Source organism: Streptomyces chartreusis NRRL 3882, assembly GCF_900236475.1.
In the GTDB taxonomy this organism is placed as follows: domain Bacteria; phylum Actinomycetota; class Actinomycetes; order Streptomycetales; family Streptomycetaceae; genus Streptomyces; species Streptomyces chartreusis_D.
Genome location: NZ_LT963352.1, coordinates 220,443 through 242,102 on the forward strand (window position 1 = coordinate 220,443; position 21,660 = coordinate 242,102).

A 21,660-nucleotide genomic window follows, 5' to 3' on the forward strand; every position below is an offset into this window, starting at 1 on the left:
CGATGAACCGACCGGTGACCCGACCGGTGAACCTTCTCCGCGTTCGTTCGGTGTGGAACACCGCCGCCGCGCTGCTGATCCTCGCCGTGCTCCTCTTCCCTGTGTACTGGATGCTCAACACCGCCCTTCAACCCGAGTCGAGCATCGCCGCCACCGAGTGGTTCCCCCTCTCGCCGTCCCTGAAGAACTTCGACACGGCGATCAGCACCCAGGGCGGCTCGCTGCTCACCAGCCTCGGCGTCGCACTCGGCGCCGTCGCCGTCTGCCTCGCGCTCGCCGCGCCCGCCGCGTACGGGCTCGCCCAGTTCGGACTCCGCGGCGGGCAGGGCATCGTCTTCGCGACGCTGATCACGCAGATGGTTCCGGGCATCGTCATCGCCAACGCCCTGTACAGCGCCTATGCGCAGCTCGACCTCGTCAACTCCTATCTGGGGCTGATCCTGGCGGACGCCTCGCTCGGTCTGCCGTTCGCGGTCGTACTGCTGCGGGCGTTCATGGTGTCGATCCCGAGCGAGGTCGTCGAAGCCGCCATGGTGGACGGGGCGAACCGCTTCACCGCGTTCGTACGGATCGTGCTGCCCATGAGCCGCAACGCCCTGATCACGGCGGGACTGTTCACCTTCCTCTTCGCCTGGTCGGATTTCATGTTCGCGCTCACCCTCAACACCACTGACGACGTCAAGCCCATCACGCTCGGCATCTACCAGTTCGTCGGCGCACATGTCAGCGACTGGGGCGCGGTCATGGCGACCGCGGTGCTCTCCGCCGTACCGGCCGCGGTCCTGCTCGTCGTCGCCCAGAAGTACATCGCCGCCGGGATCACGGGCGGGTCGGTCAAGTAGGGCGGTTATGTTTCTCCGTCCGGGGCGCCGTCGTCGGTCTGATCGAGTGATCGAGTTCAAAGGGGCGGGCGTATCGCCAGGGCGTGCGTCAGTGAACGGACATCAGTGCGCGGTGAAGCCACCATCGACGGGGAGAGCTGTTCCCATGTCGGCGACCATCGGGGTGTCGATGACGCCGGGGCACACGGCGTTGATGACGCCCGCATCAGTCACTACAAAACGACGCGGACACAGCCCCTGAAACCGTCCAGCAATCAGTGCAAACACCGTTGTGAGGGTGTGCCTCGATGAGCTGGAGTTCGTCGAGGAACACCCTCGGCGGGGGTCGCGGTTACTGGCTGAGTAATTGTGTGCTCGCCAGTTCGCTGTAGAGAGCGTCACCTGTCATGAGCTGGGCATGGGTGCCGACCGCCCGTACTCGTCCCGCCTCCATGACCACGATCCGGTCCGCTCTGGTCACGGTGGACAGGCGGTGAGCGACTACCAACACTGTGGTGTCAAGGGCGGTTTCGGTGATGGTGTCGCGCAGCGCCGCCTCGTTGGCCGCGTCGAGCTGGGAGGTGGCCTCGTCGAGCAGCAGCAGTCCCGGGCGGCGTAACAGGGCGCGTGCGATCGCCACGCGTTGCCGTTCGCCGCCGGAGAGTCGGCTGCCGCGGTGGCCGACGTCGGAGTCCAGTCCACGGGGAAGGCGGTCCGCTACCGTGTCCAGGCGGGCCAGCCGCAGGATGCGGGCGAGTTCCTCGCTGGTGGGCTCGACGGTGCCGAGGGTGAGATTGTCGCGCAGGGTGCCGGCGAGGACGGGGGCGTCCTGCTCGACGTAGCCGATGGACGCGCGAAGCCGGGACAGAGGCCATTGCTGCACGTCCCTTCCGTCCAGGAGCACGCGACCGGAATCGGGCTCGTAGAAGCGCTCGATCAGGGAGAAGACCGTGGTCTTGCCCGCGCCGGACGGGCCGACGAAAGCGGTCAGCCCGCGTGCGGGAATGGAGAAGGAGACCTCCTGGTGGATGCGGGGCAATCCGGGGCGGTAGACGAAGCACACCCGGTGGAACGCCACGCCGAGCGGCGATCCGGCGCGTTCGGAGGTCGTGGTCAAGGAGGTGTCCGGGGCGGCGGAATCCGCCTCGGCAGCGCCGGTTCGCTCGCCGTCGTGGACTGTTGTGTCGCCTTCCCCCACCTGCTCCGCTTCCAGCTTCTCGATTTCCAGCTTCTCGACTTCCCCGATGCGGACGGCCGCTGCCGAGCCGACCTGGAGCTGACCGACGCCTTCGACCAGTTGGCCGATGCGCGGAGCCAGGGTGAAGAGGTAGAGGAGGAACGCGACGAGGGTGGAGATGCTGATGGCGCCGGAGGTGACGCGTGTGCCTCCCACGCCGAGCACCACGAGGAAGCTGACCTGGAAGACCACCGCCGACGACGTGGCCGACACCGCTTCCCACGCCGCGGCGCGTACCCCGGTGCGGCGGGCGTCCTCGGCCGCCCGGTGCAGCGCCGCCGTCTCCCGCTGCTCGGCGCCCGAGGCCTTGACCGTGCGGAAAGCGCCGAAGACCCGCTCCAGCGCGGCCCCGATGTGACCTACCGACTCCTGTGTGTGCCGGGTGGCGCGGCCGATGCGTGGGGCCACGACCGTAACGATGACGCCGACGAAGGCGATCACGGCGAGGGTGACGGACAGCAGCACGGCATCGAGCAGTCCCATCATGACGACAGTCGCCGCGGTGGCCAGCGTGCCGGTGACCGCCGCGGACATCGCCTGGGGCGCGGTCTGGAGCAGCAACGCCGTATCGGAGGTCACGCGGGCGATCAGATCGCCCGGCTCGGTGCTCTCCACCACGGGCACCCGCAGTCGCAGCAGACGGTCGGTCAGCCGGCACCGGGCGGCGCACACGATGGACTCAGCCGACCATTGCAGCACGTAGTGGCTCAGACCGACGAAGAGGGCCCCGGCAATCACCAGCAGACTGAGCACAATCACCGGTCCGGCCGCGGGCTGTCCCAGGCTCATGTCGTCCATCACGCGCTTGGCTGCCAAAGGCTGGACCAGGCCCATGACGCTGCCCATGAGTCCCAGGGCGACACCTGCGGCCATCCGCCCCCGCTGCCCACGCAGCTGACCTGCGAGGGCCCGGTACCCGGGCCGGAAGCCGCCCGGGTCCTCATGTGCACCGGACCCGGCGCGGCTGCCGGGTCCGGGAGGCGTCTCGACGAGGGGTGCCGTGCTCATCGGCTCACTCCACCGCGAAGAAGCGCCGGAAGTAGTCAGGCGAGGCTCCCTCACCGACGAGGACCCCTTCGGCCTCCACCCAAGCGTGTGCCGCAAACGGCGGGCGGCTACGCACTCCTACACACCAGGTGGGCCACTGGCCGTATACACGGCACAGCAGGACGGTGGCCAGGGACCTGGACAGGCATCCCTTGTGGCCTCCTGCGGCGAGGCTCACGGCGAGCACTGTCTCGCGTGCCGTGCTTGCCTCGGCGAGGGTCGCGGGCCTGGCGCCGCGGCGCAGCCGACGCAGGACAGCGCGGATACGGTCGGGCGGTTGCGTGGCCAGCACATGGGCGCAACACACGACCACCCGGGCCAGGAAACGGCGGGCCGGTGGGACGGAGCGTGGGCGGTACGGGACCGCCTCCGACGTTGACATGCGTGGCTCTCCGGTCTGGACGGACGGGGCTGGGCAGACGGCCTGTACGGCCATAGCCGAAGGACGGATCAGGCGGACGCATGGATTGCGCACCGACAGGCCGGGATTGGGGCTCAAGAGATGAGGAGTCCTGCGGAACACAGCTCTTCGACGATGCGGCGGACGTCCTCGGTGGCCCGGTCGACGTCGACGTTCTCGTACCGTGTGGTCAGGACCTCGACTGCGCGCTCCGCGCCGTGGCCGTCGAGGAGCGCCTGCAGGACGATGGCAGCGGTCGGGTTGAGGGTCCAGTACTCGGTGCTCCGCTGGTCGAGCAGTGCCATGCCGTACTCGGTCTCGGTCATCAGGACGCCGGGCTTCAGGGCAAACACCGGTTCACCTCTCTCGGTTCTCTCGGTTGGCGGCGGACAGAGCCGCGGATACAGAAGAGGGGTGGGGCGGGGCGGTGTTCCGACGGCTGGACGGCGCGGCCCGGCGAACGGGTGGTGGCGTCATCTCCCGTGAGCGCAACCAGACTTCGCAGGCGATGGTCGGGTGCAGCAGATAACTCTCCTTCTCTGCGGAGAGAGCACGACGGCACCATTCACGCAGCACCCGCTCGTCGACCAGGCCGAGCCGGGCGAGCCGGGAGTCCTCGCACAGGGCCAGCAGTGCACGGCGATGCTCGCGCAGCCCCGCTTCCTCCTCGAGCGTGGCGTTCGCCTTGGTGTCGCGGCTGCGGCTGGCTTCCGGGACGATGCCGCGCATGGCCTCGACGATGAGCGGCTTGTAGCACCACGGGGTGATCCGCTCTTGCGGCCGGACGGCGAGGGCCGCCTCGATGACGCGGGTGTCGTAGTAGGGGGCGCTGACGGCGATTCCCAGCGGAGCGGCCATCTGCCCGATGTGCCGAGCCACTTGGGAGATGCCGTCCATCGCGACCAGCTCGCGGTGTTCGCCGTGTCCCCTGCCCCGGGGTCGGACCTCGGACCTCGCCGCACGGAGTAGTTCGCGCGCTGCGGTGAGGGCATCGGGTGTGGCCCAGGGCGGCATCCGGGGCGGAATCGCCCAGCCTAGCAACGGCTCGTTGTCGGGCACCGCCGGTTCGGTCAGATCGCGGGCCACCTGGTCGAGCCACGCCCGGTAGGGGCTCCGGTCCAGAAGCTGGCGCAGCACTCTCCGCCGGGACCAGCGGTACTTGGCGGCGTATCCCCGCACGGCCTGCACGGCGATGAGGGGGTGGGTGAGCAGCAGCGTATGCAGACGGGCGGGCGTGCCGGCCAGGAGCTCGTCGCCGCCCAGGCCGATGAGGTGGAGGCCGGACCCGCGGGCGGCCGCCAGTTCCACGATGCCCATCCGGCGGTTACGGTCGACGGTGAGGATGCTGGGTGTGTCCAGGACGTCCTCAAGGGCGTCGATCCCGAGAAACGTCATGGCCACTTTCTGGGCGGGTACGACGTGATGTTCGATGCCGTTCAGCGCTTGGACGGTCCGCTCGGCCCAGTACACGTCGTCACCGGCCTCGTCATGGAGGGCGGCGGTGTAGGCGACGACCTTGGCGCCCCCGCGTGCCGCGGTGCAGCACAATGCTGTTGAGTCGAGCCCTCCCAGGTCCGACGTCACCAGGTCGCGCCCGCGGGTGCGCACCTCGACCGCTTCGGTGAGGGCTTCCCTCAGACGCGCGGCGCCGATGGCGAGCGGGACGACGGGGTCAGGCGGTGACCACCACCGCATGGTGCAGGTTCGCCCGTCGGGGTGGAGCGTCAGACAGTGCCCGCCGGGCACGGCCTGTAAACCGCGCCACAGCGGATCCCCCGCGCTGGGATACGGCGCGCCGAGGGTGAGCAGTTCGAGGGCGATTCGCCTCTCGTCCAGTTCGGCACCCACCAGTTCGGCGAGTACATCAGCCCGGTCAGACGCCACGCTCACCGGTCCGTGGCCGGGCGTGCCGGTCCGGGCATGAAACACACGGCGCAGATCCACGGCACCGGCCCGCATCCGTACACGGCCGCCGCCGCTGACAATCAGGTGGAAGCTGCCGGGCCAGTCGGCCGCGCGGTCCACCGCTGTCAGCGAGGCGGCGCCGTCGGCCGCGGCGGCGGCCCGCTCGGCGTCCCGCGCCGTGACGGCGTGTTCGCCGATCACCGCGACGCGCGTCCCGCCGTGCTCCGCCATCACGACGGTCTCCGGTGCCCAGCGGCCCACCAGCCATGGGCGCCCTGACGCATGCGGCAGGCTCCGGTCCGAGTAGCAGAGCGCCTTGGCAGCGAGGGCCCCGGCCGCGTCGGTGTCGGGCAGGACGACGAACCAGGCGGATACGGCCTGGAGTGACAAGGACTGATCCATGGGCCACGGTCTCCGGTCGGCGATGCTCGGAACAGAGGGCGGGTGGCGGCCGGCTGCCGCCACCCGATGGCCGGACCGGCTTAGCGACCGGCCGTACGCGCGATGCCCGGACCGCTCCGCGGTCGCGAGTGGCCTCTGTCAGAGGAGCTGCTTGCCGCCGAGGACGTCCTTCGGGCCCGTGTTCTTGATGCCGGTGACCTTGCGGAAGCTGCCGGCCTTGGTGAGGGTGGGGCGCTCGTAGGTCATGGTCTTTCTCCTTTTCACGCAGGGACGGTGTGCACAAAAGGCGCCTGTGCTTCGGATTTCAGCGACTGCCATCACGGAAGTCGAAAGCGGGAAATCCGAAGGACAACAATAAGTGCGACTAGCGTGATATCGCAATAGCATTCCATTGACATTGAGTGGCACTTAGGGGGCGCGCATTTCAAGTGCGCTACGGGTGGACAACCCTTTGCGCCCCCGCGACGGCAGGGCGAGCGGCCGCGAATGCACACGTGCCGGCATCATGAGTCCGTCACCTCGGACGACGCCACAATCAAATCGCGTGATGACCCGGCAAGCCCTACCATCCAGTCGCCTTCTGCATTTCTCCTGGTCAACGGCCTGACGGTGGGGACTACAACAGGCGGGTGGCATCCGTGAGGCGGGCCATGCTGTACGTCCTGTCGTGTCAGCCAGGCTGCGGCCAGCGCTGCCGTGCGCGCCACGATTCAGGCCATTTCAAGGTCTCAGCGTCGCAGTACGTTGACCCGCTCGTTTCGTGCCGTCCTCGCAGGCTCGCCTGGCACCGCGAAGAGCGCCGTCACTGGGTCCTCGCCCGCCGCAGCGTCAGCCGACCCGAGGAGATCTCCCACTACGTCGCCTACTGTCCGGCCGACACCACGCTGGACGAACTCATACGCATCGCAGGCAGCCGCTCGGCTGTCGAGGAATGGTTCCAGACCGGCAAGCAGGAGTGCGGCCTGGACGACTACCGGGTCCGCCGCTATCCCGGCTGGCGCCGCCACATTACCTTGGCGATGCCCGCCCACGCCCGCCTCACCGGCCGCCGTCCCACCCCCCAACGGCCACATCCTGCACTGGTCGACATGGCGCCGTAGACGCCAACACCAAGCCCGCATCAGTCACTGCAAACGACGCGGACACAGCCCCTGAAAACCGCCCAGCAATCAGTGCAAACACCGCTGCAGTATCAGAGGTCATCTCATTGGCTCGGCAGGCTGCGAGCGTGGTGGGGATCCGAGCGTGGTGGGGATCATTGAGCGACTGGTGCGGGATGAGGTGTGGGAGTTGTTCCAGCGTGGTGCCGGCGGCGTCGCCGCGGCCTCGAGGAGTCGGTCGGCGCAGGCACAGTGACCGGGCGGGGCCACGGCCCGGCCTGAACTCCTCCCACCGCCTGGTGTGGGCGGACGGCGGTTATGCCGGAAGCCCAGTCGACTGGGCCCGCGAGAAGCTCCGCCTCTCGCGGGAGATCGTCAGACGCACCGACGACACGACGGGGTCGTGGTGGTGCCGCGCAGGTGGGTAGTGGAGTTGCAGGGCGAGCCGAAAATTTCCTCCGCCCATAGAGGCACTTGGCCAGTGCGAAGGCCGTGGGAAGTGAGTTCCTGCAAAACGGCGTCCGACGGAAGGCGTCCTCAGTGGCGTCACACTTCCGGGACGACTTCTTCGACTGCCTGCCCATGCGTGGGACACGCACCTCTCTCTTAACCGGGAGCCGGTGGGCGAACTACCTGAGCACACGGGTCCGAACTCCTGGTCAAGCCTCGCCCCGCCCCGAGTCGGCTTGTAGTGCGTAGGCACCAGGACAGGTGAGTGGCTGGTCCGGGTGCACCAGGCCAAGACGGGTGCGGGGGACGATGCCCGTCAGGGCGCCGGAGGGAAGTGTGGGAGGCGCGCGGGATCTCGCGCATTCCTCTTGTCCAGTGGTGTCTGGAGTGATTCGCAGGTGGCGGCTTTTCTTTACCGGATCGGGCGGTGGGCCTTCCGGCGGCGTCGGCTCGTGGGTGGTCTGTGGCTGGGGGGTCCTGGCGGTGCTGGTCGTCGCCGCTGCCGCCGTGGCGCCGGCGGGGGCGGAAGAGGGCCTCTTCATGCCCGGCGCCGAGTCTCAGAAGGCGTTCGATTTGCTGGACGAGCGACAGTGAAAAGGGCGTCCCTGTCCGAAGCCGTGGTCTCCCCGGCCCGCATCGGGTGGCTGCCGATCGGTGTCCTCGGCATCTTGGCACTCGCCCTCGGCACCCTGCAGTCAGTGGTGGAGCCTGCGCTCCCGCTGCTGCAACGTGAGCTGGGGGTCAGTCCTTCCGAAGGGGCCTTGATCGGCAACGCATTACTCATCACCGGCGCGGTCATCACACCCGTCGCAGGAAAACTCGGCGACCGCTACGGCGGAAAGCGGGTGTTGGTCCGGCTGATGGGTGTGGTCTCGGTGGGTGGTCTGATGGCCAGCCTCGCGCCGAACCTGCCGGTGTTGTTGGTCGGTCAGGTATTGCAGGGCGTCATGGTGGGTGCGCTGCCCCTCTCATTCATCCTGGTGCGCAAACACCTCACGGCAGGAGAGTCACAGGCGGCGATCGGGCTGGTCGTCGCGCTGTTCACGGGCGGCGGCATGGTGGGGACGTTGTGTGCCGGGCCGATCGCGGAAGGACTGTCCTGGCAGTGGATGTTCGCGCTACCGACGATCGCGATCATCGCCACCACGTTGGGCGTGACTCGGCTGATGCCGCATGATCCGCCGATCCAATCGGACGACGGGATCGACTGGCCTGGCACGGTTCTGCTGAGTGGCACGTTGCTCGCGTTCATGCTCGGGCTCGTGACGGTGACGAGGGACGGCGGCGTGCCGTCACTTGCGGTCGGTGCCATCGCGGTGGTCGTGGTCGCCCTCGCGAGCGGGTGGGTCGTCGTCGAGCGCCGGGCAGCCTCGCCGATGGTCGATCTACGCATGCTGGCAAAGCCGGCTATGTGGAACGCATGCGTGCTCACCTTCGTCATGACCGCCAGTTCCGGGATGGTGCTTTTCTCCTCCCGCAGTTGTTCGCGGTATCGGCCGAGGGGTACGGATTCGGAGCCAGCACCACCGACATCGGACTGTTCCTGCTGCCCGGCGCCATCGCCGGGGCGGTAAGTGATTCGGTCGGCGGGATCGCGGCGCGGCGTTTCGGTCCGCGTGCCGTGGTCATCGTGGGCACCGTCGTCACGGCCGCCACGATGATCGCCCTGGCGTCGCTGCACACCGCGGAATGGCAGCTCGTCCTCGCGAAGGTGCTGACCGCGTTCGCCGCGGGCGTCGGTACCACGGCGTTGCTTGCCGGCACGGCCACCGCCATCGAGACCAAGGACATCGGCATCGCCACCGGCCTGCTCGTGGTGACTCGCGTGATCGGCGTCGCCCTGGGCGCCCAGCTCGCCGGCGCGATCCTCGACGCCGGAGCCGAGCCGATGACGGGCCGGCCGGCCGAATCGGCTTTCGTCACAGGTTTCGCCGTCGCCGGCCTCGTCGCCGCGCTGTCACTGCTCGTTGTCCGCATCACGAAGAAAGGAGTCCAGGCATGACGTCTACCGGGCTGTCGATGGACGTGAGTACTACCGCGAAGCGCACAGTTCTGATCTCCGGGGCGAGTATCTCCGGACCCGCGCTGGCGTACTGGCTGCACCGGTCCGGATTCGCGGTCACCGTGGTGGAGAAGGCAGGCGCACTGCGCGACGGTGGTTACCCGATCGATGTCCGCGGTACCGCGATAGAGGTGGTCCGGCGGATGGGAATTCTGCCGCACCTGCAGGACGCGCACATCGACTCGCGTCGCTTCACTTTCCTCAACGCCGATGGCAGTGAGGTGGCTTCGCTCACCCCGCGTGCCGTTGCCGGCGGTGTCGAGGGACAGGACCTCGAGGTGCGTCGGGGGGATCTGGCCGCGAACCTCTACGCGATAGTTCGCGACGACGTGGAATTCCTGTTCGGCGACTCCATCGACACCCTCGACCAGTCCGAACGAGGGGTCGAGGTTCGTCTGCACAGTGGGCAACGGCGCACCTTCGACCTGGTGGTCGGCGCCGACGGTATGCACTCACATACCCGGGAGTCCCTGTTCGGCCCCGAGGAACAGTTCCACCGCTACCTCGGCTACTGCTTCGCCATATTCACCATGCCGAACACCTTCGGGCTCGCCCGCGAGCTCGTGTTGTGGAACACGCCGGGGAAAGCCGCGGCCCTCTACGCCGTCGGGGACAACGACGAGTTGCACGCCTTCCTGAACTTCCACCAACCAGAACCGCCGGTCGATGCCCTCCGGGACCCCGACGCCCAGCGGGACCTGGTCGCCACGATCTTCGCAGGAGCGGGATGGGAAGTCCCTGGCCTGATCCAGGCCATGCGCGACGCGGATGACCTGTTCTTCGACACGGCCGGTCAGATCCGTATGCCCCACTGGTCCAGCGGCCGCGCCGCGCTCGTCGGCGACGCCGCGTACGCGCCCTCGTTCCTCACCGGACAAGGCACAAGCCTTGCGTTGGTCGGCGCCTACATGCTCGCCAACGCCCTGGCCACACACCGCGATTACACTGCGGCCTTCGCCGCCTACGAGCGCGACATGCGCGAGTTCGTAGCCATGAACCAGGCACTGGTCGACAACGGTGCGGCCACGCTCTTCCCCACCACAGTGCGGGCCCTGGAGCAACGCAACACCATTTTGCGTGACCTCGTCACCATGCCCTCCGCGAGCGCACGACCGGCCCACTCAGCCCTGACGCTGCCCGAGTTCGCGGCCGATGCCGTGACCTGATTGTCCAGCCGGACTTCTCCATTTCCGCTGTTCGAAGGCTTGGGTGGGGGGAGGGCAGGGGGACGGCAGGCCGGATGTGCGACTACGTGCGCGGCCTGCTCGGCTCCATGGGCCCCATGAACAGCTGGTAACTCGCCGAATTCGCGGGGCACTCCCCCTGGGAGTGACTACAACGCCTGCTGTCCCAAGCCGCGGGGACGTCGACCGCCGCCGCGGCGACCTGTTGCCCACCCCGAACAGCAGGCCCGCTCCCCGATCGAGATGCCGGGTAGCGGTGATGACGGGAGTGGCCAGCGGCGTCCACAATGTCGCGGCCAGGGGTGTTCAGACCGCGGACCGGCACGCTCTGCCGGTTTCGGACTACGAGAGGCGGTCCGCGCCGCCTGCGGGGCCGGCTTGGGCCAGGCCCGTCCGGTAGGCGATGACGACGAGTTGCGCCCGGTCGCGGGCCTCCAGCTTCGTCATGGCGCGCTGTACGTGGGCGCGAACGGTGAAGGGGCTGAGGAACATCCGCTCGGCGATCTCCTGGTTGGACAAGCCGGTCGCAACCGCAGCCACCATCTCGCGTTCTCGCGGAGTGAGCGCCGCGAGCTGTTCGGAGTGGTGCGGCGAAACTACCTCCGGTGTGGCCAGGAAACGGGCCACCAAGGAGCGGGTGGCGGCGGGAGACAGAAGGGTGTCGCCGTCGGCGATCGTACGCACGGCGTCCAACAGGTCCTCGGCCCCGATGCCTTTGCCGATGAAGCCGCCGGCCCCGGCGCGCAGCGCCTGTGCGACGTACTCGTCTGTCTCGTACGTGGTGAGAATGAGGATGCGGCTGGCCCGCAGTTCCGGGTCCGCGCAGATCTCCGACGTGGCGGTGAGACCGTCCACCTCGGGCATACGGATGTCCATGACCACCACGTCCGGGCGCAGCTCCCGGGTGAGTCTCACCGCCTCCCTGCCGTCAGCGGCCTCGCCGACCACGGTGATGTCGTCGGCGCTGTCGAGAAGCATCCGGAAGGCACCGCGCAGCAGGGCCTGATCGTCGGCGAGCAGCACCCGGAGCGTCACGGCGCATCCCTCGTATCGCCGTCGCCCGTCCGTCCGTTGCCTGACCCTCCGTCGCCCATTCGCCCCTCGATGGTTGTTGCTCCGTCAGTTCTCCGCGTCGTGCCCTTGGCGGGCGGGAGGGGCAGCTGGGTGGAGACGAGGAAGCCGCCCTCCGGGCGCCTGCCCGCGGAGAGGTGTCCCCCGACCGCGGTGGCACGTTCACGCATTCCGATCAGACCGTAACCGGGCGGACGGTCCGCCGCCGTGGACGCACCCGGTCCCGTGGATGCGGTCGGCGCCGTGCCGGAGCCCTGGCCGTCATCGGCGACGGTGATGGTCACGCGATCGCGGTTCCAGACGAGGTGTACCCGGGCGCTACCGGTGCCGGCGTGTTTGGTCACGTTGGTCAGGGCCTCTTGGACGATGCGGTAGGCGGTGAGGTCCACTCCCGGCGGCAGCGGCCTGGCCGTGCCCTCCTGTTGGACCGACACCTCCAGACCCGCGCGGCGGAAGGACTCGAGGAGCGTGGAAAGCCGGGACAGCCCGGGCGCCGGTTCGGCGGGCGTGGCCGCGTCCCCGGACTGACGCAGCAGACCGACCGTGGCCCGCAGGTCGTCGAGCGCGTCCGCGGTGGTTTCGACGAGCTCCTTGAGGCTCATGCGGGTCTGCTCCGGGCGGGTGTCGAAGAGGTGGGCGGCGACCGTGGCCTGCGCGTTGGCCAGGGTGATCTGATGGGCCACGAGGTCGTGCAGTTCCCGGGCGATGCGCACCCGTTCCTCGGCCACTCGCCGGCGCGCCTCGCTGTCCCGGCTCTGCTCGGCCCGCCGGGCCCGCTCCTCCACGGCCGCCAGGTAGGCCCGTCGGTTCTGCACCGAGTGACCGAGTACGCCGGCCACCAGAGGAAACACGGCCACCACTGCCATCCGGCTCGCGTCTTTCCACGAGAAGTCCCCGAACAAGGGGATGGAGGCAACCAGCACCGTGGAGGTGAGCAACACCGCGCTCGCCGCGCGCCGTTCGGTGCGCGCGGCGAGCGCGTAGGAGTAGGCGGTGATCACTACGGGGGCCACGATGAGTGGGGTCAGCAGGAGGCCCAGGGGCGGCACCAGCACGCCGACCGCGGTCGTGGCCGTCAGGGCGGCCAGGGGTGCCCGGTGCCGCACCGGCAGTACGGCACAGGACACCACGGCGACGACGTAGGCGGCGGCAGGCGGCGCTGACAGCGTGTCGTCGACCTGTATCACACCACCGAGCAGACAGAACGCGAACGCCGTCGCCGTGATCGCTGCCTCCCGCCACCACGCACCGCGTGGCCGTGGCCCGCCGCCACCCGGTTTCGTCATGGCCGGCTCAGTCCCGGCCTACGGGGAGCCGCCGCACCGCCGCGTTCGGCCCGGTCGCGGAGACCGGGACGTGCCGGCTCAGTGCCTCACCTTCGATATCCACATTCGGCAGCACACGGTTCAGGATACGAGGCAGCCACCAGGCCCGGTGGCCGAGCAGTGCCAGGACCGCGGGTGCGATCGCCATCCGGACCACGAAGGCGTCGAAGGCGACGGCGGCGGCCAGGCCGACACCCATCGTCTGGATGGTCGGACTGCTCATCCCGATGAATCCGGCGAACACGCTGATCATGATGATCGCCGCCGCGGCCACCACACGTCCGCTGTGCCGGAAACCGTTGACGATCGCCTCGCCGGGGCACGCGCCATGGGCGTAGGCCTCCCGCATCCGGGTGAGGAGGAAGACCTCGTAATCCATGGCGAGGCCGAACACGATGCCGATGATGAGAATCGGCATCAGCGACATGACCGGTCCGGTCTGCTCGATGCCGACCAGGTCCGCCGCCCAGCCCCACTGGAAGACGGCGACGAGGACGCCGAAGGCGGCCCCCACCGACAGCAGGAAGCCGAGCGCGGCCTTGACCGGGACCAGGACCGAGCGGAAGACCACCGTCAGCAGGAGCACCGCCAGGCCGATGACCACGGTCAGGTAGGGAATGAGGGCGTCTGACATGGCTTCGGAGATGTCGATGTTCATCGCGGTGGTGCCGGTCACGAGGATGGCGGCGCCCGTGTCGGCCTCGACGCCCAAGACCGCGCCCCGGATCGCGTGCACCAGGTCCTTGGTCTCGCCGCTGTTCGGCGCGGTCTGCGGGACGGCGGTGAGAACCGCCGTGTCCTTGCTCCGGCTGAGCACCGGCTCACCGACCGACGCGACCCCGTCCACTCCCCGTACGGTCTTGACGACCAGCTCCGAGGTGGCCCGGGGGTCCGCGGACTCCGACGTGTCCACGACCACGGTCAACGGGCCGTTGAAGCCGGGGCCGAAGCCCTGTGACAGCAGGTCGTAGGCACGGCGCTGGGTGGTCTCCACCGACTTGGACTCGTCTCCGGGCAGCCCGAGTTCGAGGCTCAGCGCCGGTAGCGCGACGGCCCCGAGACCGAGTCCGGCGATCAACAGCACGGGCACCGGCCTGCGCAGCACGAACCGCGCCCAGCGGGTGCCGAGCCCAGGCCGGCCGACCGCGGTGGGCACCCGGTGCGGGCGCTCGCTCCCCGGCCGGGTGGTCTTGCGGACGGCACGGGACAGTACCCGCCGACCGAAGAAGCCGAACAGCGCGGGGACCAGGGTGAGTGCGACGAGTACGGCAAGGGCCACGGCGCCCGCGCCGCCCATGCCCATCTTGGTGAGTTCGGGTATTCCGACGACCCCCAGCCCGGCCAGGGCGATGAAGACGGTCGCACCGGCGAAGACGACGGCGGATCCGGCTGTGCCCACCGCCCGGCCGGCGGCCTCCTCCGGCTCGCTGCCCCGGGCGCGCTCGTCGCGGAAGCGGGAGGTGACGAAGAGTGCGTAGTCGATGCCGACCGCAAGGCCCAACATCAGTGCCAGGATGGCGACGGTGGACGTCAGGCCCAGTGGAACGGCCAGCGCGGAGACCAGGCCGAAGGCGATGGCCACGCCCACGAGGGCGGTCAGCAGCGACAGTCCGGCCGCGACCAGTGACCCGAGGGCGAGGACCAGTACCACCGCCGCCACCGCCACGCCGATGATCTCCGTCGTACCGCCCGGTTCCTCCTCCGCGTCCAGGGCCGAGCCGCCGATCTCCACGGTCAGCCCCGCGTCCCGGGCCCGGCTCGCGGCGTCCTCGAGGGCGCTCTTCGTCGGCTGGGTCAGGTCGACGGCGTCCGCGGTGTAGGTGATCGTGGAGTAGGCGATGGTGCCGTCCTCGCTGACAGCGCCGGTCTCATAGGGGTTGGTGGTCGACGCGACCTGATCGCCCCCGTCCAGCGAGCCGAGCGTGTCCTCGACGGCCGCCTTGTTCTCCCTGGCCGTCACCCGCTGCCCGTCCGGAGCCTGGAACACCAAACGGGCCTCGGCGCCCTGGGAGTTGCTCTGGGGGAAGCGCTCGTCCAGCAGGTCGAACGCCTTCTGCGACTCGGTGCCGGGCATGGAGAGGTCCTCCTCCTCCCCGGTCGGCGCCATGGCGGCGGCGCCAATGGCCAGCAACAGGACACCCAGCCACAGACCACCCACGAGCCGGCGCCGCCGGAAGGCCCACCGTCCGATCCGGTAAAGAAAGGTCGCCACCTGTCGATCACTCCAGACGCCGCTAGGCAAGGGGAATGTGCGAGATTCACGCTCCTCCAACCCTCCGCTCCAGCGCCCCGCCGGGCATCGCCCCCCGCCACCGTCTTCCCCTGGTGCGCCCGCACCAGCCGCTCACGTGCCCTAGTGCCTGCGCACTACAGGCCGACTTGGGCCGCCGGGCGGGACTTGACCTGGAGTTCAGTGGCCTGGGCTATAGCCGGACTGTCACGGCCGTGACCGAGTGGGGCGCGCCGACGGTGTCCCACCGGGACTCGGGCTGCGACACGGACACCGCATGAGCCATGCGAGCACAACCCAGCCTGCTGGTCCGAGAATCGCAGATCGGGTGGTCACGGTGGTCACGGTGGCCACGCACAGCCTGGAGCAGGTTTGAGCGGCATCAAGCACGTAAAGGTCTCGCTGGACTCCGCGACGAACGTCGCAGCGCCGGGCGATGCTGCTCGACCGGGAAAGCCGAGGACATCCGTGTCGGAACATGAGCCAGCCGTCCGCTACACCGAAGTCGCGAACCAGGATGTGCGCAGTCTGCGGACGCGTTACTGCCGGTTGCACACCGACGGAGGCGCACCGGTCGCCGAACTCGAGGCGCTCTCCTTCCGCGTCCGCTTCGGCGCGGTCGCCGTCGCCGCGGAAGGCATCGGCGGCGTGGAGACCCGGCCCGAGTTCCGGCAACAGGGACACATGAGCCGGCTCCTCCGCCGGGCGCTGGTCGGCATGGCGCAGCGGGTGGACGTCGCGTTCGTGTCCGACGGTGTCGAGGGGGTGTACGAGAAGTTCGGATTTGTCGGCGCTGTGGCGGACGGGGCTCTGGTCGTCCCCGTGCGCAACGTGGAACGCGCGACCGGGAAGGATCTGGCGGCTGCCGTCCCGGGTTTCGACAGCGGCTCGGCCGCGGATCTGCCGGCGATGGTCCGTCTGTACAACACCGCTCACGCTCAGCGGCCCTGGACCCATGAACGGCACGTCGGCTGGAACCGGCTCGTTCCCCAGGCCACGTGGAAGCCCGGGTCACAGACCCTGGTCCTGCGCAACCACGACTCACTCGCGGGCTATGCCGTGCTGGAGGGCCGGGCCTTCGGCGACCCCTTGGGGTCGGTGGTCGTGGACGAGTTGGTGGCCGAGGACGCAGCTACGGCAGCCCGTATGCTCGCGGCCCTCGCCCGGCTGTGTTGGCGGAGACGCTTGAGCGAATTCACGGTCCGGGAGCCGGCCGACAGCCTGGTAGGTCGCGTGGCACGCCATATGGGCTGCACCGAGCAGCGCGGGTTTCGACCGAGCGGCGGCATGATGGCGGCGGTTCTCAACCGGTCGTCGCTGGTGCGCAAGCTCGAGCCCGAGCTGCGTCGGCGGGCCGGCGGACAGCGGCCGGACCAAATTTACGACACGGCGCTCGCCGCACTGCGACGCGGCGATCTGATCCCCGATGACACGGCGCTCGTCCGGCTGCTTCTCGGCCACTGGTCGACCGGCGACGCCGATGCGGTGGGCGTGGCGATGCCCGACCGGTACCGCGACCTCTGCTCGGCTTGGTTTCCCGGAGGCAGCACTTTGCCCCTGCCGGCCCCGTACGCCCACCGCCTGGACCGCTACTAGTACTCCAGCGTAGATCGTGATCTTGTTGCGGGAGTGCGGTGAAGAGGGGGCAGCGGTCAGTCGTCGACGAGATCGAGCTGGGCAGCACAGGCGTCCGCTACTCGAGTCCTTCGAGACGGCGGGCATCTTTGATCTCGCTGATCCTGGCAGCTGTCATCGGGGTCCACTCCCTCCTCTGTCCAGCGGCACGGAGGGCTTCTCCAACCTCGCTGAGCTTCACGGAGGACAACACGCCCGCCCGCTCGATCAGGTCGTCCCGGGCCACGGTGGTCAGCCATGTGCACGGAGTAAAGCCTGGACGCGGGAACGCGAACCGGAGCACGCCGTCGAAGGGCAGTCCTTCCGGGGCTCCTACGGCCACTTCAACGCCCAAGCCGCTGATGTCGACGCCCGCTGGCGCGACGACCTGCATCGCCTGAAACCCGGATGACTCCTCGTCCGAGAGCAGCACGACCGGGCGTCGCTCATCGAAGTCGACCCACCAGACTTCACCGCGTTGCATGTGTCCTCCTGGCACGAGACGGCGGGCGAACGCTGCGTGCCCCGTGCGGGACACGGAAGGGATGCGGCCCCGTCTTCGCACGTCGTGACCGAGGGCCGGTGAAGACGGGCGCAGCCACCGTTGATCATCGGTGTGTGAAGACTGAAGATCATGCGGTGGCCGCGAGTCACAGCGTAGACCCTGCCCGCTGGCAGGAGACGTTCGAAGTCCTGATGTCCCGGACAGCGGGCCGGTTCGCGCGGGTTGAACCCCGGCGTCGGGTGCGGGACTTGGTGCTGGGGCTGCTGTCGGACCTGCCGCGCAAGAACTGCTGGAGCATCGCCGAGCGGGCCCGGCAGGCCAGTCCGCGTGGAATGCAGCACCTGCTCGGCGGGCCTAAGCGGGATGCCGACACCGTACGCGATGACGTGCGCGAGTACGTGCTGGAACATCTGCACGACGACGATGCGGTGCTGGTCGTCGATGAGACCGGGGACGTGAAGAAGAGCACGCACACCGTGGGTGTCCAGCGCCAGTACACCGGCACGGCCGGGAGGATCGAAAACGCTCAGGTCGCTGTCTACCTCGTCCATGCAGGCCGCCGTGGACACGCGGCGAGCGACCGCGAGCTGTACGTCCCGCGCTCGTGGACGTGCGACCCCGGACCGCTGCCGGGCGGCGGGACTGGGCGAGGACACCGTCTTCGCGACCAAGCCGGAGCTGGCCGCCCGCATGATCGGCCGGTTCCTTGAGCGGGCACTGTGTGGGCTGGGTCGCGGGCGATGAGGTCTACGGCGGCATCTTCAAGCTGCGGGCCGCGCCGGAAGGGCGCCAGGTCGGCTACGTGCTCGCCGTTGCTTGCTCGGCCGAAGTCACCACGGCTGCGGGGAAGGCCGGGCAGATGCCCTGGCCGTGAAGGTGCCGAAGTGGGCCTGGCTGAAGCTGTCGGCAGGGGCCGGCGGCAAGTGGCACCGCTTCTACGACTGGGCCGTCATCGGCCTGGCCGAACCCCGCCTCGGCAGCCACCAACTGCTGATCCGCGCCGCAACCGCAGCACCGGTGAACTGACTTACTACCGTTGCCGGTCGCCGGCTGCGGTGCCTTTGGCCACGCTGGTGCGGGTCGCCGGGTCGCCGACGAGCACCAGGTCCGCCGGTTCACCTCGTGGTCTCGCTGGGTCACCCTGGTCATGCTCGCCCGCGCCTTTCTCGCCGTCGTCCGCGCTCACGGACACGCCCGCCATTCCGCCCCGGACGGGCTGATCCCGCTCACCTGCAACGAGATCCAGCGACCGTTCACCACGCTCGTCGTCCGGCCCGTGCACGGTGCAGCCCACCGGCTCGGCTGGTCCGACTGGCGACGCCGCCAGCAGGCCCGAGCCCAGGCCAGCCATTACCGCCGACAAGCAAGCGAATCAGACCCGAAGATCACGATCTACGGCTGGAGTACTAGCCGTTCATCGAATATGGAGGTCACCGAGGCTTCTCCAACCAGTGTTGACGGGTAGGCGTCGAGGTCTTCCAGGATAGGAAATTCCTACACTGAGCCTTTCCAACCTCTCACTGAAGCTGCGAGGTGGAGGGTCCTCATCCTTGATGGTGTTCCAGGACGGGTGGTGGTACCTGGACCCCGCAGGGGAGGTACGCGGCGCGATCGTCCTGGACAACCTCATTCACCGCGGCGACATCCCCGTCACCATCGGCGTTTTCGTCGATCCTGGCGTCTTCCCCGATGCGGAGAACCCGAAGAACCGCAACAACGAGTACGACGCCTTCGACGACCAGTACGTCACCTTTCTCCTCACCGAGATCATCCCGCGAGTTGCGCAGCGCTATACCATCGCCCTGGCGCCCGAAAGGTGGGGCATCTGCGGCGGGAGCAGCGGCGGCAACTGCGCCTTTACCGCCGCGTGGCTGCGTCCGGACAAGTTCCGCCGCGTCATCGGATACCTGTCCAGCTTCGCGCAGATGCCGGGCGGCAATCCCTTCCCAGACCTCATCACCCGCGTCCCCCGCAAGCCGCTGCGCATCTTCATGCAAGGCGGCCACCGCGACCTGCACTGGAATGAGCCGCAGCGGAACTGACTCGCCGAAAACCTGCGCGTGGCAGCCGCTCTCGCTGAAGCGGGCTACGACTTCCGCCTTGTCCTGGGAGACGGCGGACACAGCCCCAACCACGGCGGCGTCCTGCTGCCGGACGCTCTGCGCTGGCTGTGGCGGCCTAGCGAGGATTGATCGATACCTGCTTGTCCAACCTGGCGTCGGCTGCGGTGAGGGGGGCCGCACCCTGGTCGCACAAAGGCGTGAAGCTCCTGGCGGCGAGTTCACAACTGAGATCACTCGCTTGACCAGGGGCCACGGTATACCGCTAAATCCGTGAGGCCGTGGACCTCCTGTCCGCGCTGGTCCCCGAACTGCGGTGGTCCTTGAACCGGATCAGACAGTGATCGAGTGCCGGGTCGCCGAGCCGCATTCACCGATCAGCGGCCAGCACTGCCGCGAGGCCCTCTTGCAGATCTTTGACGAAATACTCGGGAACCTCCAGCGACGGGAAATGTCCCCCGCTTTCGGGCGACCTCCATCGGACGATCTGCCGGTACCGCTCCTGTGCCCAGGGGCGCGGACACTTCTCGACGTCGCGGGGATACATGGTGAGTGCCGACGGGACGTCGACTCGAAGTTCGGGGTCGAGCGAGTTGTGGCTTTCGTAGTAAATGCGGGCGGCCGATGCGCCGGTCCGCGTCAGCCAATACAGGGTGACGTCGTCGAGAACGCGGTCCCTGGAAATCGTCTCGAACGGGCTGTCTTCGGTGTCCGACCACTCCGCGAACTTGTCGAGGATCCACGCAAGAAGCCCGACCGGTGAGTCGACGAGCGAGTAGCCGATGGTCTGCGGTCGGGTCGCCTGCTGCTTCGCGTACGCCGCGCGGTGGCGCCAGAAATCGCGGGTTTCCTCGGTCCACTCGCGTTCCACCGCCGTCAGCCCGTCCGTTGTCAATCCGGGCGGTCCCTCCGCGAACGTCGTGTGGATGCCGAGAACGTGCGCCGGGAACCTGCCGCCGAGAACCGTGGTGATATTGCCTCCCCAGTCACCGCCGTGGGCTGCGAACCTGTTGTAGCCGAGCCTTCCCATCAGTTCCACCCATGCGGCCGCGATCTTTTCGGTGCCCCACCCGGTGGTGGCCGGCTTGTCGCTGTAACCGAAGCCTGGTAGCGACGGGACCACGACGTGGAACGCCGGCGCGTCTGCATCTTTCGGATCTGCCAGCTCGTCCACTACGTCGATGAACCGAGCAATGCTGTCCGGCCAGCCGTGCGTCAAGATCAGAGGAGTGGCATCCGGGCGCGCGGATCGGCGGTGCAGGAAGTGGATTCCCAGATCATCGATGGTCGTGCGGAACTGGCCGATGCGGTTGAGGCGCGCTTCGAACGACCGCCAGTCGTACCCGGTGCGCCAGTAGTCCACGACATCGACGAGGTCGGCGAGAGGAACGCCCTGATCCCATCGGCGAGGGTCTGGCGCGGCGCGATAGACCGTCTCGGCCTCCGGTAGTCGCGCCGCGGCCAGTCGCGCGCGCAGTTCGTCGAGGTCGGCGTCAGTTGCGTGGGCTTCAAATGCTTGCACGTCGCTGGTCGGACGGGGCATGGGACCTCCTGGCCATCGCGGAACCGGCTACGACCTTTCGCGAACCGGCTAAGACGGTTCTAGCGTGTCTTCATGCCGACGCGCAACCAGCTAAGGTGGTTCCATGCGTGCTGGATTCCCTGACTTCCGCCTCGGCAATGTGCTGGCGACCAGCTTCACGGGCACTCTGTCGGAGCGTCACGGCAACGCCGTGGAGCGCATTCCCACGCCACACCGACTCGTCGACTGGCTGGCAGTGAACGGCCTCGCCGTGGACTCCTGCACCACTGCGCAGCTCGACCTCGCTCGGGAACTGAGGGAGTCGATTCACGCCGCTGCGACAGCGGCCGCGATCCAGGATCCTCTCCCGGCATCTGCGGTCCAGGTCATCAATGACTGCAGCACTCAGGGTCGGGCCGCGGCTGTCCTGACGCCGGAGGGTAAGCGGCGATGGCGGCTCAGCTCAGATTCCTGCGTGGAAGATGCCCTCAGCGTGATCGCCGCCGACGCGATCAGCATCATCGCGGGCGAACGAGACGGAAAACTGGCCTTGTGCGCTTCACCAACCTGCCAAGCCGCCTTCTTCGACACCAGCCGAAGTCGCACCCGCAAATGGTGTGACATGAACACGTGCGGGAATCGCCAGAAGAAGGCGCGCTTCAATGCCAACCATCGAAAAAGCCCCAGATCAGCGGAGTGATCGTACCTCAGTACATCCAAGTGGG

Annotated in this window: 17 protein-coding genes and 4 pseudogenes; 10 read left to right on the forward strand and 11 right to left on the reverse strand. The window is 68.5% G+C overall.

Annotated features, from left to right (window positions below; translation table 11 throughout):
• Positions 1 to 2 precede the first annotated feature (2 nt).
• The gene (locus tag SCNRRL3882_RS00970; protein ID WP_010047203.1) at positions 3 to 842 is read left to right on the forward strand and encodes an ABC transporter permease subunit; all 840 of its coding nucleotides are present in this window, start codon (positions 3 to 5) and stop codon (positions 840 to 842) included.
• A gap of 102 nt (positions 843 to 944) precedes the next feature.
• Here the strand turns inward: SCNRRL3882_RS00970 and SCNRRL3882_RS40645 are convergent, their stop codons facing one another.
• The 6 genes from SCNRRL3882_RS40645 to SCNRRL3882_RS40650 form a co-directional block, all read right to left on the reverse strand.
• Positions 945 to 1,109, reverse strand: coding sequence for a hypothetical protein (locus tag SCNRRL3882_RS40645; RefSeq protein ID WP_158688461.1), 165 nt, complete (start codon positions 1,107 to 1,109; stop codon positions 945 to 947).
• A 64-nt stretch (positions 1,110 to 1,173) separates the two neighbouring features.
• On the reverse strand, positions 1,174 to 3,066 hold the full coding sequence (locus SCNRRL3882_RS00975) for an ABC transporter ATP-binding protein (RefSeq protein WP_010047205.1): 1,893 nt from the start codon (positions 3,064 to 3,066) through the stop codon (positions 1,174 to 1,176).
• Positions 3,067 to 3,070: 4 nt separating this feature from the next.
• A complete protein-coding gene (locus SCNRRL3882_RS00980) occupies positions 3,071 to 3,541 on the reverse strand; it encodes a lasso peptide biosynthesis B2 protein (RefSeq protein WP_324604471.1) in 471 nt (156 codons plus the stop codon).
• A gap of 59 nt (positions 3,542 to 3,600) precedes the next feature.
• Positions 3,601 to 3,858, reverse strand: coding sequence for a lasso peptide biosynthesis PqqD family chaperone (locus SCNRRL3882_RS00985; RefSeq protein ID WP_010047209.1), 258 nt, complete (start codon positions 3,856 to 3,858; stop codon positions 3,601 to 3,603).
• Between the two features lie 4 nt (positions 3,859 to 3,862).
• Positions 3,863 to 5,812 carry a lasso peptide isopeptide bond-forming cyclase gene (locus tag SCNRRL3882_RS00990; protein WP_010047211.1) on the reverse strand — a complete coding sequence of 650 codons (1,950 nt, stop codon included), beginning with the start codon at positions 5,810 to 5,812 and terminating at the stop codon, positions 3,863 to 3,865.
• 138 nt (positions 5,813 to 5,950) lie between these two features.
• The gene (locus SCNRRL3882_RS40650; RefSeq protein ID WP_158688462.1) at positions 5,951 to 6,058 is read right to left on the reverse strand and encodes a keywimysin-related RiPP; all 108 of its coding nucleotides are present in this window, start codon (positions 6,056 to 6,058) and stop codon (positions 5,951 to 5,953) included.
• 536 nt (positions 6,059 to 6,594) lie between these two features.
• Here SCNRRL3882_RS40650 and SCNRRL3882_RS00995 point away from each other — a divergent pair.
• From SCNRRL3882_RS00995 to SCNRRL3882_RS01015, 4 genes and pseudogenes are all read left to right on the forward strand, one after another.
• Positions 6,595 to 6,855: pseudogene (locus SCNRRL3882_RS00995) on the forward strand (IS701 family transposase); the annotation flags it as partial.
• A 905-nt stretch (positions 6,856 to 7,760) separates the two neighbouring features.
• Positions 7,761 to 7,950: pseudogene (locus SCNRRL3882_RS42345) on the forward strand (hypothetical protein); the annotation flags it as partial.
• 17 nt (positions 7,951 to 7,967) lie between these two features.
• Positions 7,968 to 9,364: pseudogene (locus SCNRRL3882_RS01010) on the forward strand (MFS transporter).
• Entirely contained in the window at positions 9,361 to 10,590 is a 1,230-nt protein-coding gene (locus SCNRRL3882_RS01015) for an FAD-dependent monooxygenase (protein ID WP_010047214.1), read from the forward strand. The pseudogene SCNRRL3882_RS01010 and the gene SCNRRL3882_RS01015 overlap by 4 nt, the downstream one beginning before the upstream one ends.
• Positions 10,591 to 10,950: 360 nt before the next feature.
• Here SCNRRL3882_RS01015 and SCNRRL3882_RS01020 read toward each other — a convergent pair whose 3' ends face one another.
• The 3 genes from SCNRRL3882_RS01020 to SCNRRL3882_RS01030 are packed head-to-tail and all read right to left on the reverse strand — an operon-like array spanning position 10,951 to position 15,216.
• Positions 10,951 to 11,643, reverse strand: a complete 693-nt coding sequence (locus tag SCNRRL3882_RS01020) for a response regulator transcription factor (RefSeq protein WP_010047219.1) — start codon at positions 11,641 to 11,643, stop codon at positions 10,951 to 10,953.
• Positions 11,640 to 12,965: a sensor histidine kinase gene (locus tag SCNRRL3882_RS01025; protein ID WP_010047221.1), complete on the reverse strand. Its 1,326-nt coding sequence runs from the start codon at positions 12,963 to 12,965 to the stop codon at positions 11,640 to 11,642. Before SCNRRL3882_RS01025 ends, SCNRRL3882_RS01020 begins: the two co-directional genes overlap by 4 nt.
• Positions 12,966 to 12,972: 7 nt before the next feature.
• Positions 12,973 to 15,216, reverse strand: a complete 2,244-nt coding sequence (locus tag SCNRRL3882_RS01030) for an MMPL family transporter (RefSeq protein WP_010047224.1) — start codon at positions 15,214 to 15,216, stop codon at positions 12,973 to 12,975.
• A 390-nt stretch (positions 15,217 to 15,606) separates the two neighbouring features.
• On the opposite strand from SCNRRL3882_RS01030, the gene SCNRRL3882_RS01035 reads away from it, so the two are divergent.
• Positions 15,607 to 16,830, forward strand: a complete 1,224-nt coding sequence (locus tag SCNRRL3882_RS01035; RefSeq protein WP_231911061.1) for a GNAT family N-acetyltransferase — start codon at positions 15,607 to 15,609, stop codon at positions 16,828 to 16,830.
• A gap of 97 nt (positions 16,831 to 16,927) precedes the next feature.
• On the opposite strand, the gene SCNRRL3882_RS01040 is transcribed toward SCNRRL3882_RS01035, so the two are convergent.
• Positions 16,928 to 17,332 (reverse strand): type II toxin-antitoxin system PemK/MazF family toxin, encoded by a 405-nt coding sequence (locus SCNRRL3882_RS01040; protein ID WP_010047232.1) that lies wholly within the window; start codon positions 17,330 to 17,332, stop codon positions 16,928 to 16,930.
• Between the two features lie 212 nt (positions 17,333 to 17,544).
• Here SCNRRL3882_RS01040 and SCNRRL3882_RS01045 point away from each other — a divergent pair.
• The 3 genes and pseudogenes from SCNRRL3882_RS01045 to SCNRRL3882_RS42170 form a co-directional block, all read left to right on the forward strand.
• Positions 17,545 to 18,728: pseudogene (locus SCNRRL3882_RS01045) on the forward strand (IS701 family transposase); the annotation flags it as partial.
• 178 nt (positions 18,729 to 18,906) lie between these two features.
• A complete protein-coding gene (locus SCNRRL3882_RS01050; protein ID WP_010047240.1) occupies positions 18,907 to 19,395 on the forward strand; it encodes an alpha/beta hydrolase in 489 nt (162 codons plus the stop codon).
• An 18-nt stretch (positions 19,396 to 19,413) separates the two neighbouring features.
• Entirely contained in the window at positions 19,414 to 19,545 is a 132-nt protein-coding gene (locus SCNRRL3882_RS42170) for a hypothetical protein (RefSeq protein WP_267880850.1), read from the forward strand.
• A gap of 238 nt (positions 19,546 to 19,783) precedes the next feature.
• Here the strand turns inward: SCNRRL3882_RS42170 and SCNRRL3882_RS01055 are convergent, their stop codons facing one another.
• A complete protein-coding gene (locus tag SCNRRL3882_RS01055) occupies positions 19,784 to 20,956 on the reverse strand; it encodes an epoxide hydrolase family protein (protein WP_010047241.1) in 1,173 nt (390 codons plus the stop codon).
• Between the two features lie 103 nt (positions 20,957 to 21,059).
• Here SCNRRL3882_RS01055 and SCNRRL3882_RS01060 point away from each other — a divergent pair, with 103 nt between their 5' ends.
• A complete protein-coding gene (locus SCNRRL3882_RS01060) occupies positions 21,060 to 21,635 on the forward strand; it encodes a CGNR zinc finger domain-containing protein (RefSeq protein WP_010047244.1) in 576 nt (191 codons plus the stop codon).
• Positions 21,636 to 21,660: the final 25 nt, after the last annotated feature.

Excerpts from the sequence above, each read along its gene's own strand:
- SCNRRL3882_RS00970 (WP_010047203.1), top strand. The coding sequence starts at position 3 with ATGAACCGACCGGTGACCCGACCGGTGAACCTTCTCCGCGTTCGTTCG.
- SCNRRL3882_RS00975 (WP_010047205.1), bottom strand. The coding sequence starts at position 3,066 with ATGAGCACGGCACCCCTCGTCGAGACGCCTCCCGGACCCGGCAGCCGC.
- SCNRRL3882_RS00980 (WP_324604471.1), bottom strand. The coding sequence starts at position 3,541 with ATGGCCGTACAGGCCGTCTGCCCAGCCCCGTCCGTCCAGACCGGAGAG.
- SCNRRL3882_RS00990 (WP_010047211.1), bottom strand. The coding sequence starts at position 5,812 with ATGGATCAGTCCTTGTCACTCCAGGCCGTATCCGCCTGGTTCGTCGTC.
- SCNRRL3882_RS40650 (WP_158688462.1), bottom strand. The coding sequence starts at position 6,058 with ATGACCTACGAGCGCCCCACCCTCACCAAGGCCGGCAGCTTCCGCAAG.
- SCNRRL3882_RS01015 (WP_010047214.1), top strand. The coding sequence starts at position 9,361 with ATGACGTCTACCGGGCTGTCGATGGACGTGAGTACTACCGCGAAGCGC.
- SCNRRL3882_RS01025 (WP_010047221.1), bottom strand. The coding sequence starts at position 12,965 with ATGACGAAACCGGGTGGCGGCGGGCCACGGCCACGCGGTGCGTGGTGG.
- SCNRRL3882_RS01040 (WP_010047232.1), bottom strand. The coding sequence starts at position 17,332 with ATGCAACGCGGTGAAGTCTGGTGGGTCGACTTCGATGAGCGACGCCCG.
- SCNRRL3882_RS01050 (WP_010047240.1), top strand. The coding sequence starts at position 18,907 with ATGGTGTTCCAGGACGGGTGGTGGTACCTGGACCCCGCAGGGGAGGTA.
- SCNRRL3882_RS01055 (WP_010047241.1), bottom strand. The coding sequence starts at position 20,956 with ATGCCCCGTCCGACCAGCGACGTGCAAGCATTTGAAGCCCACGCAACT.
- SCNRRL3882_RS01060 (WP_010047244.1), top strand. The coding sequence starts at position 21,060 with ATGCGTGCTGGATTCCCTGACTTCCGCCTCGGCAATGTGCTGGCGACC.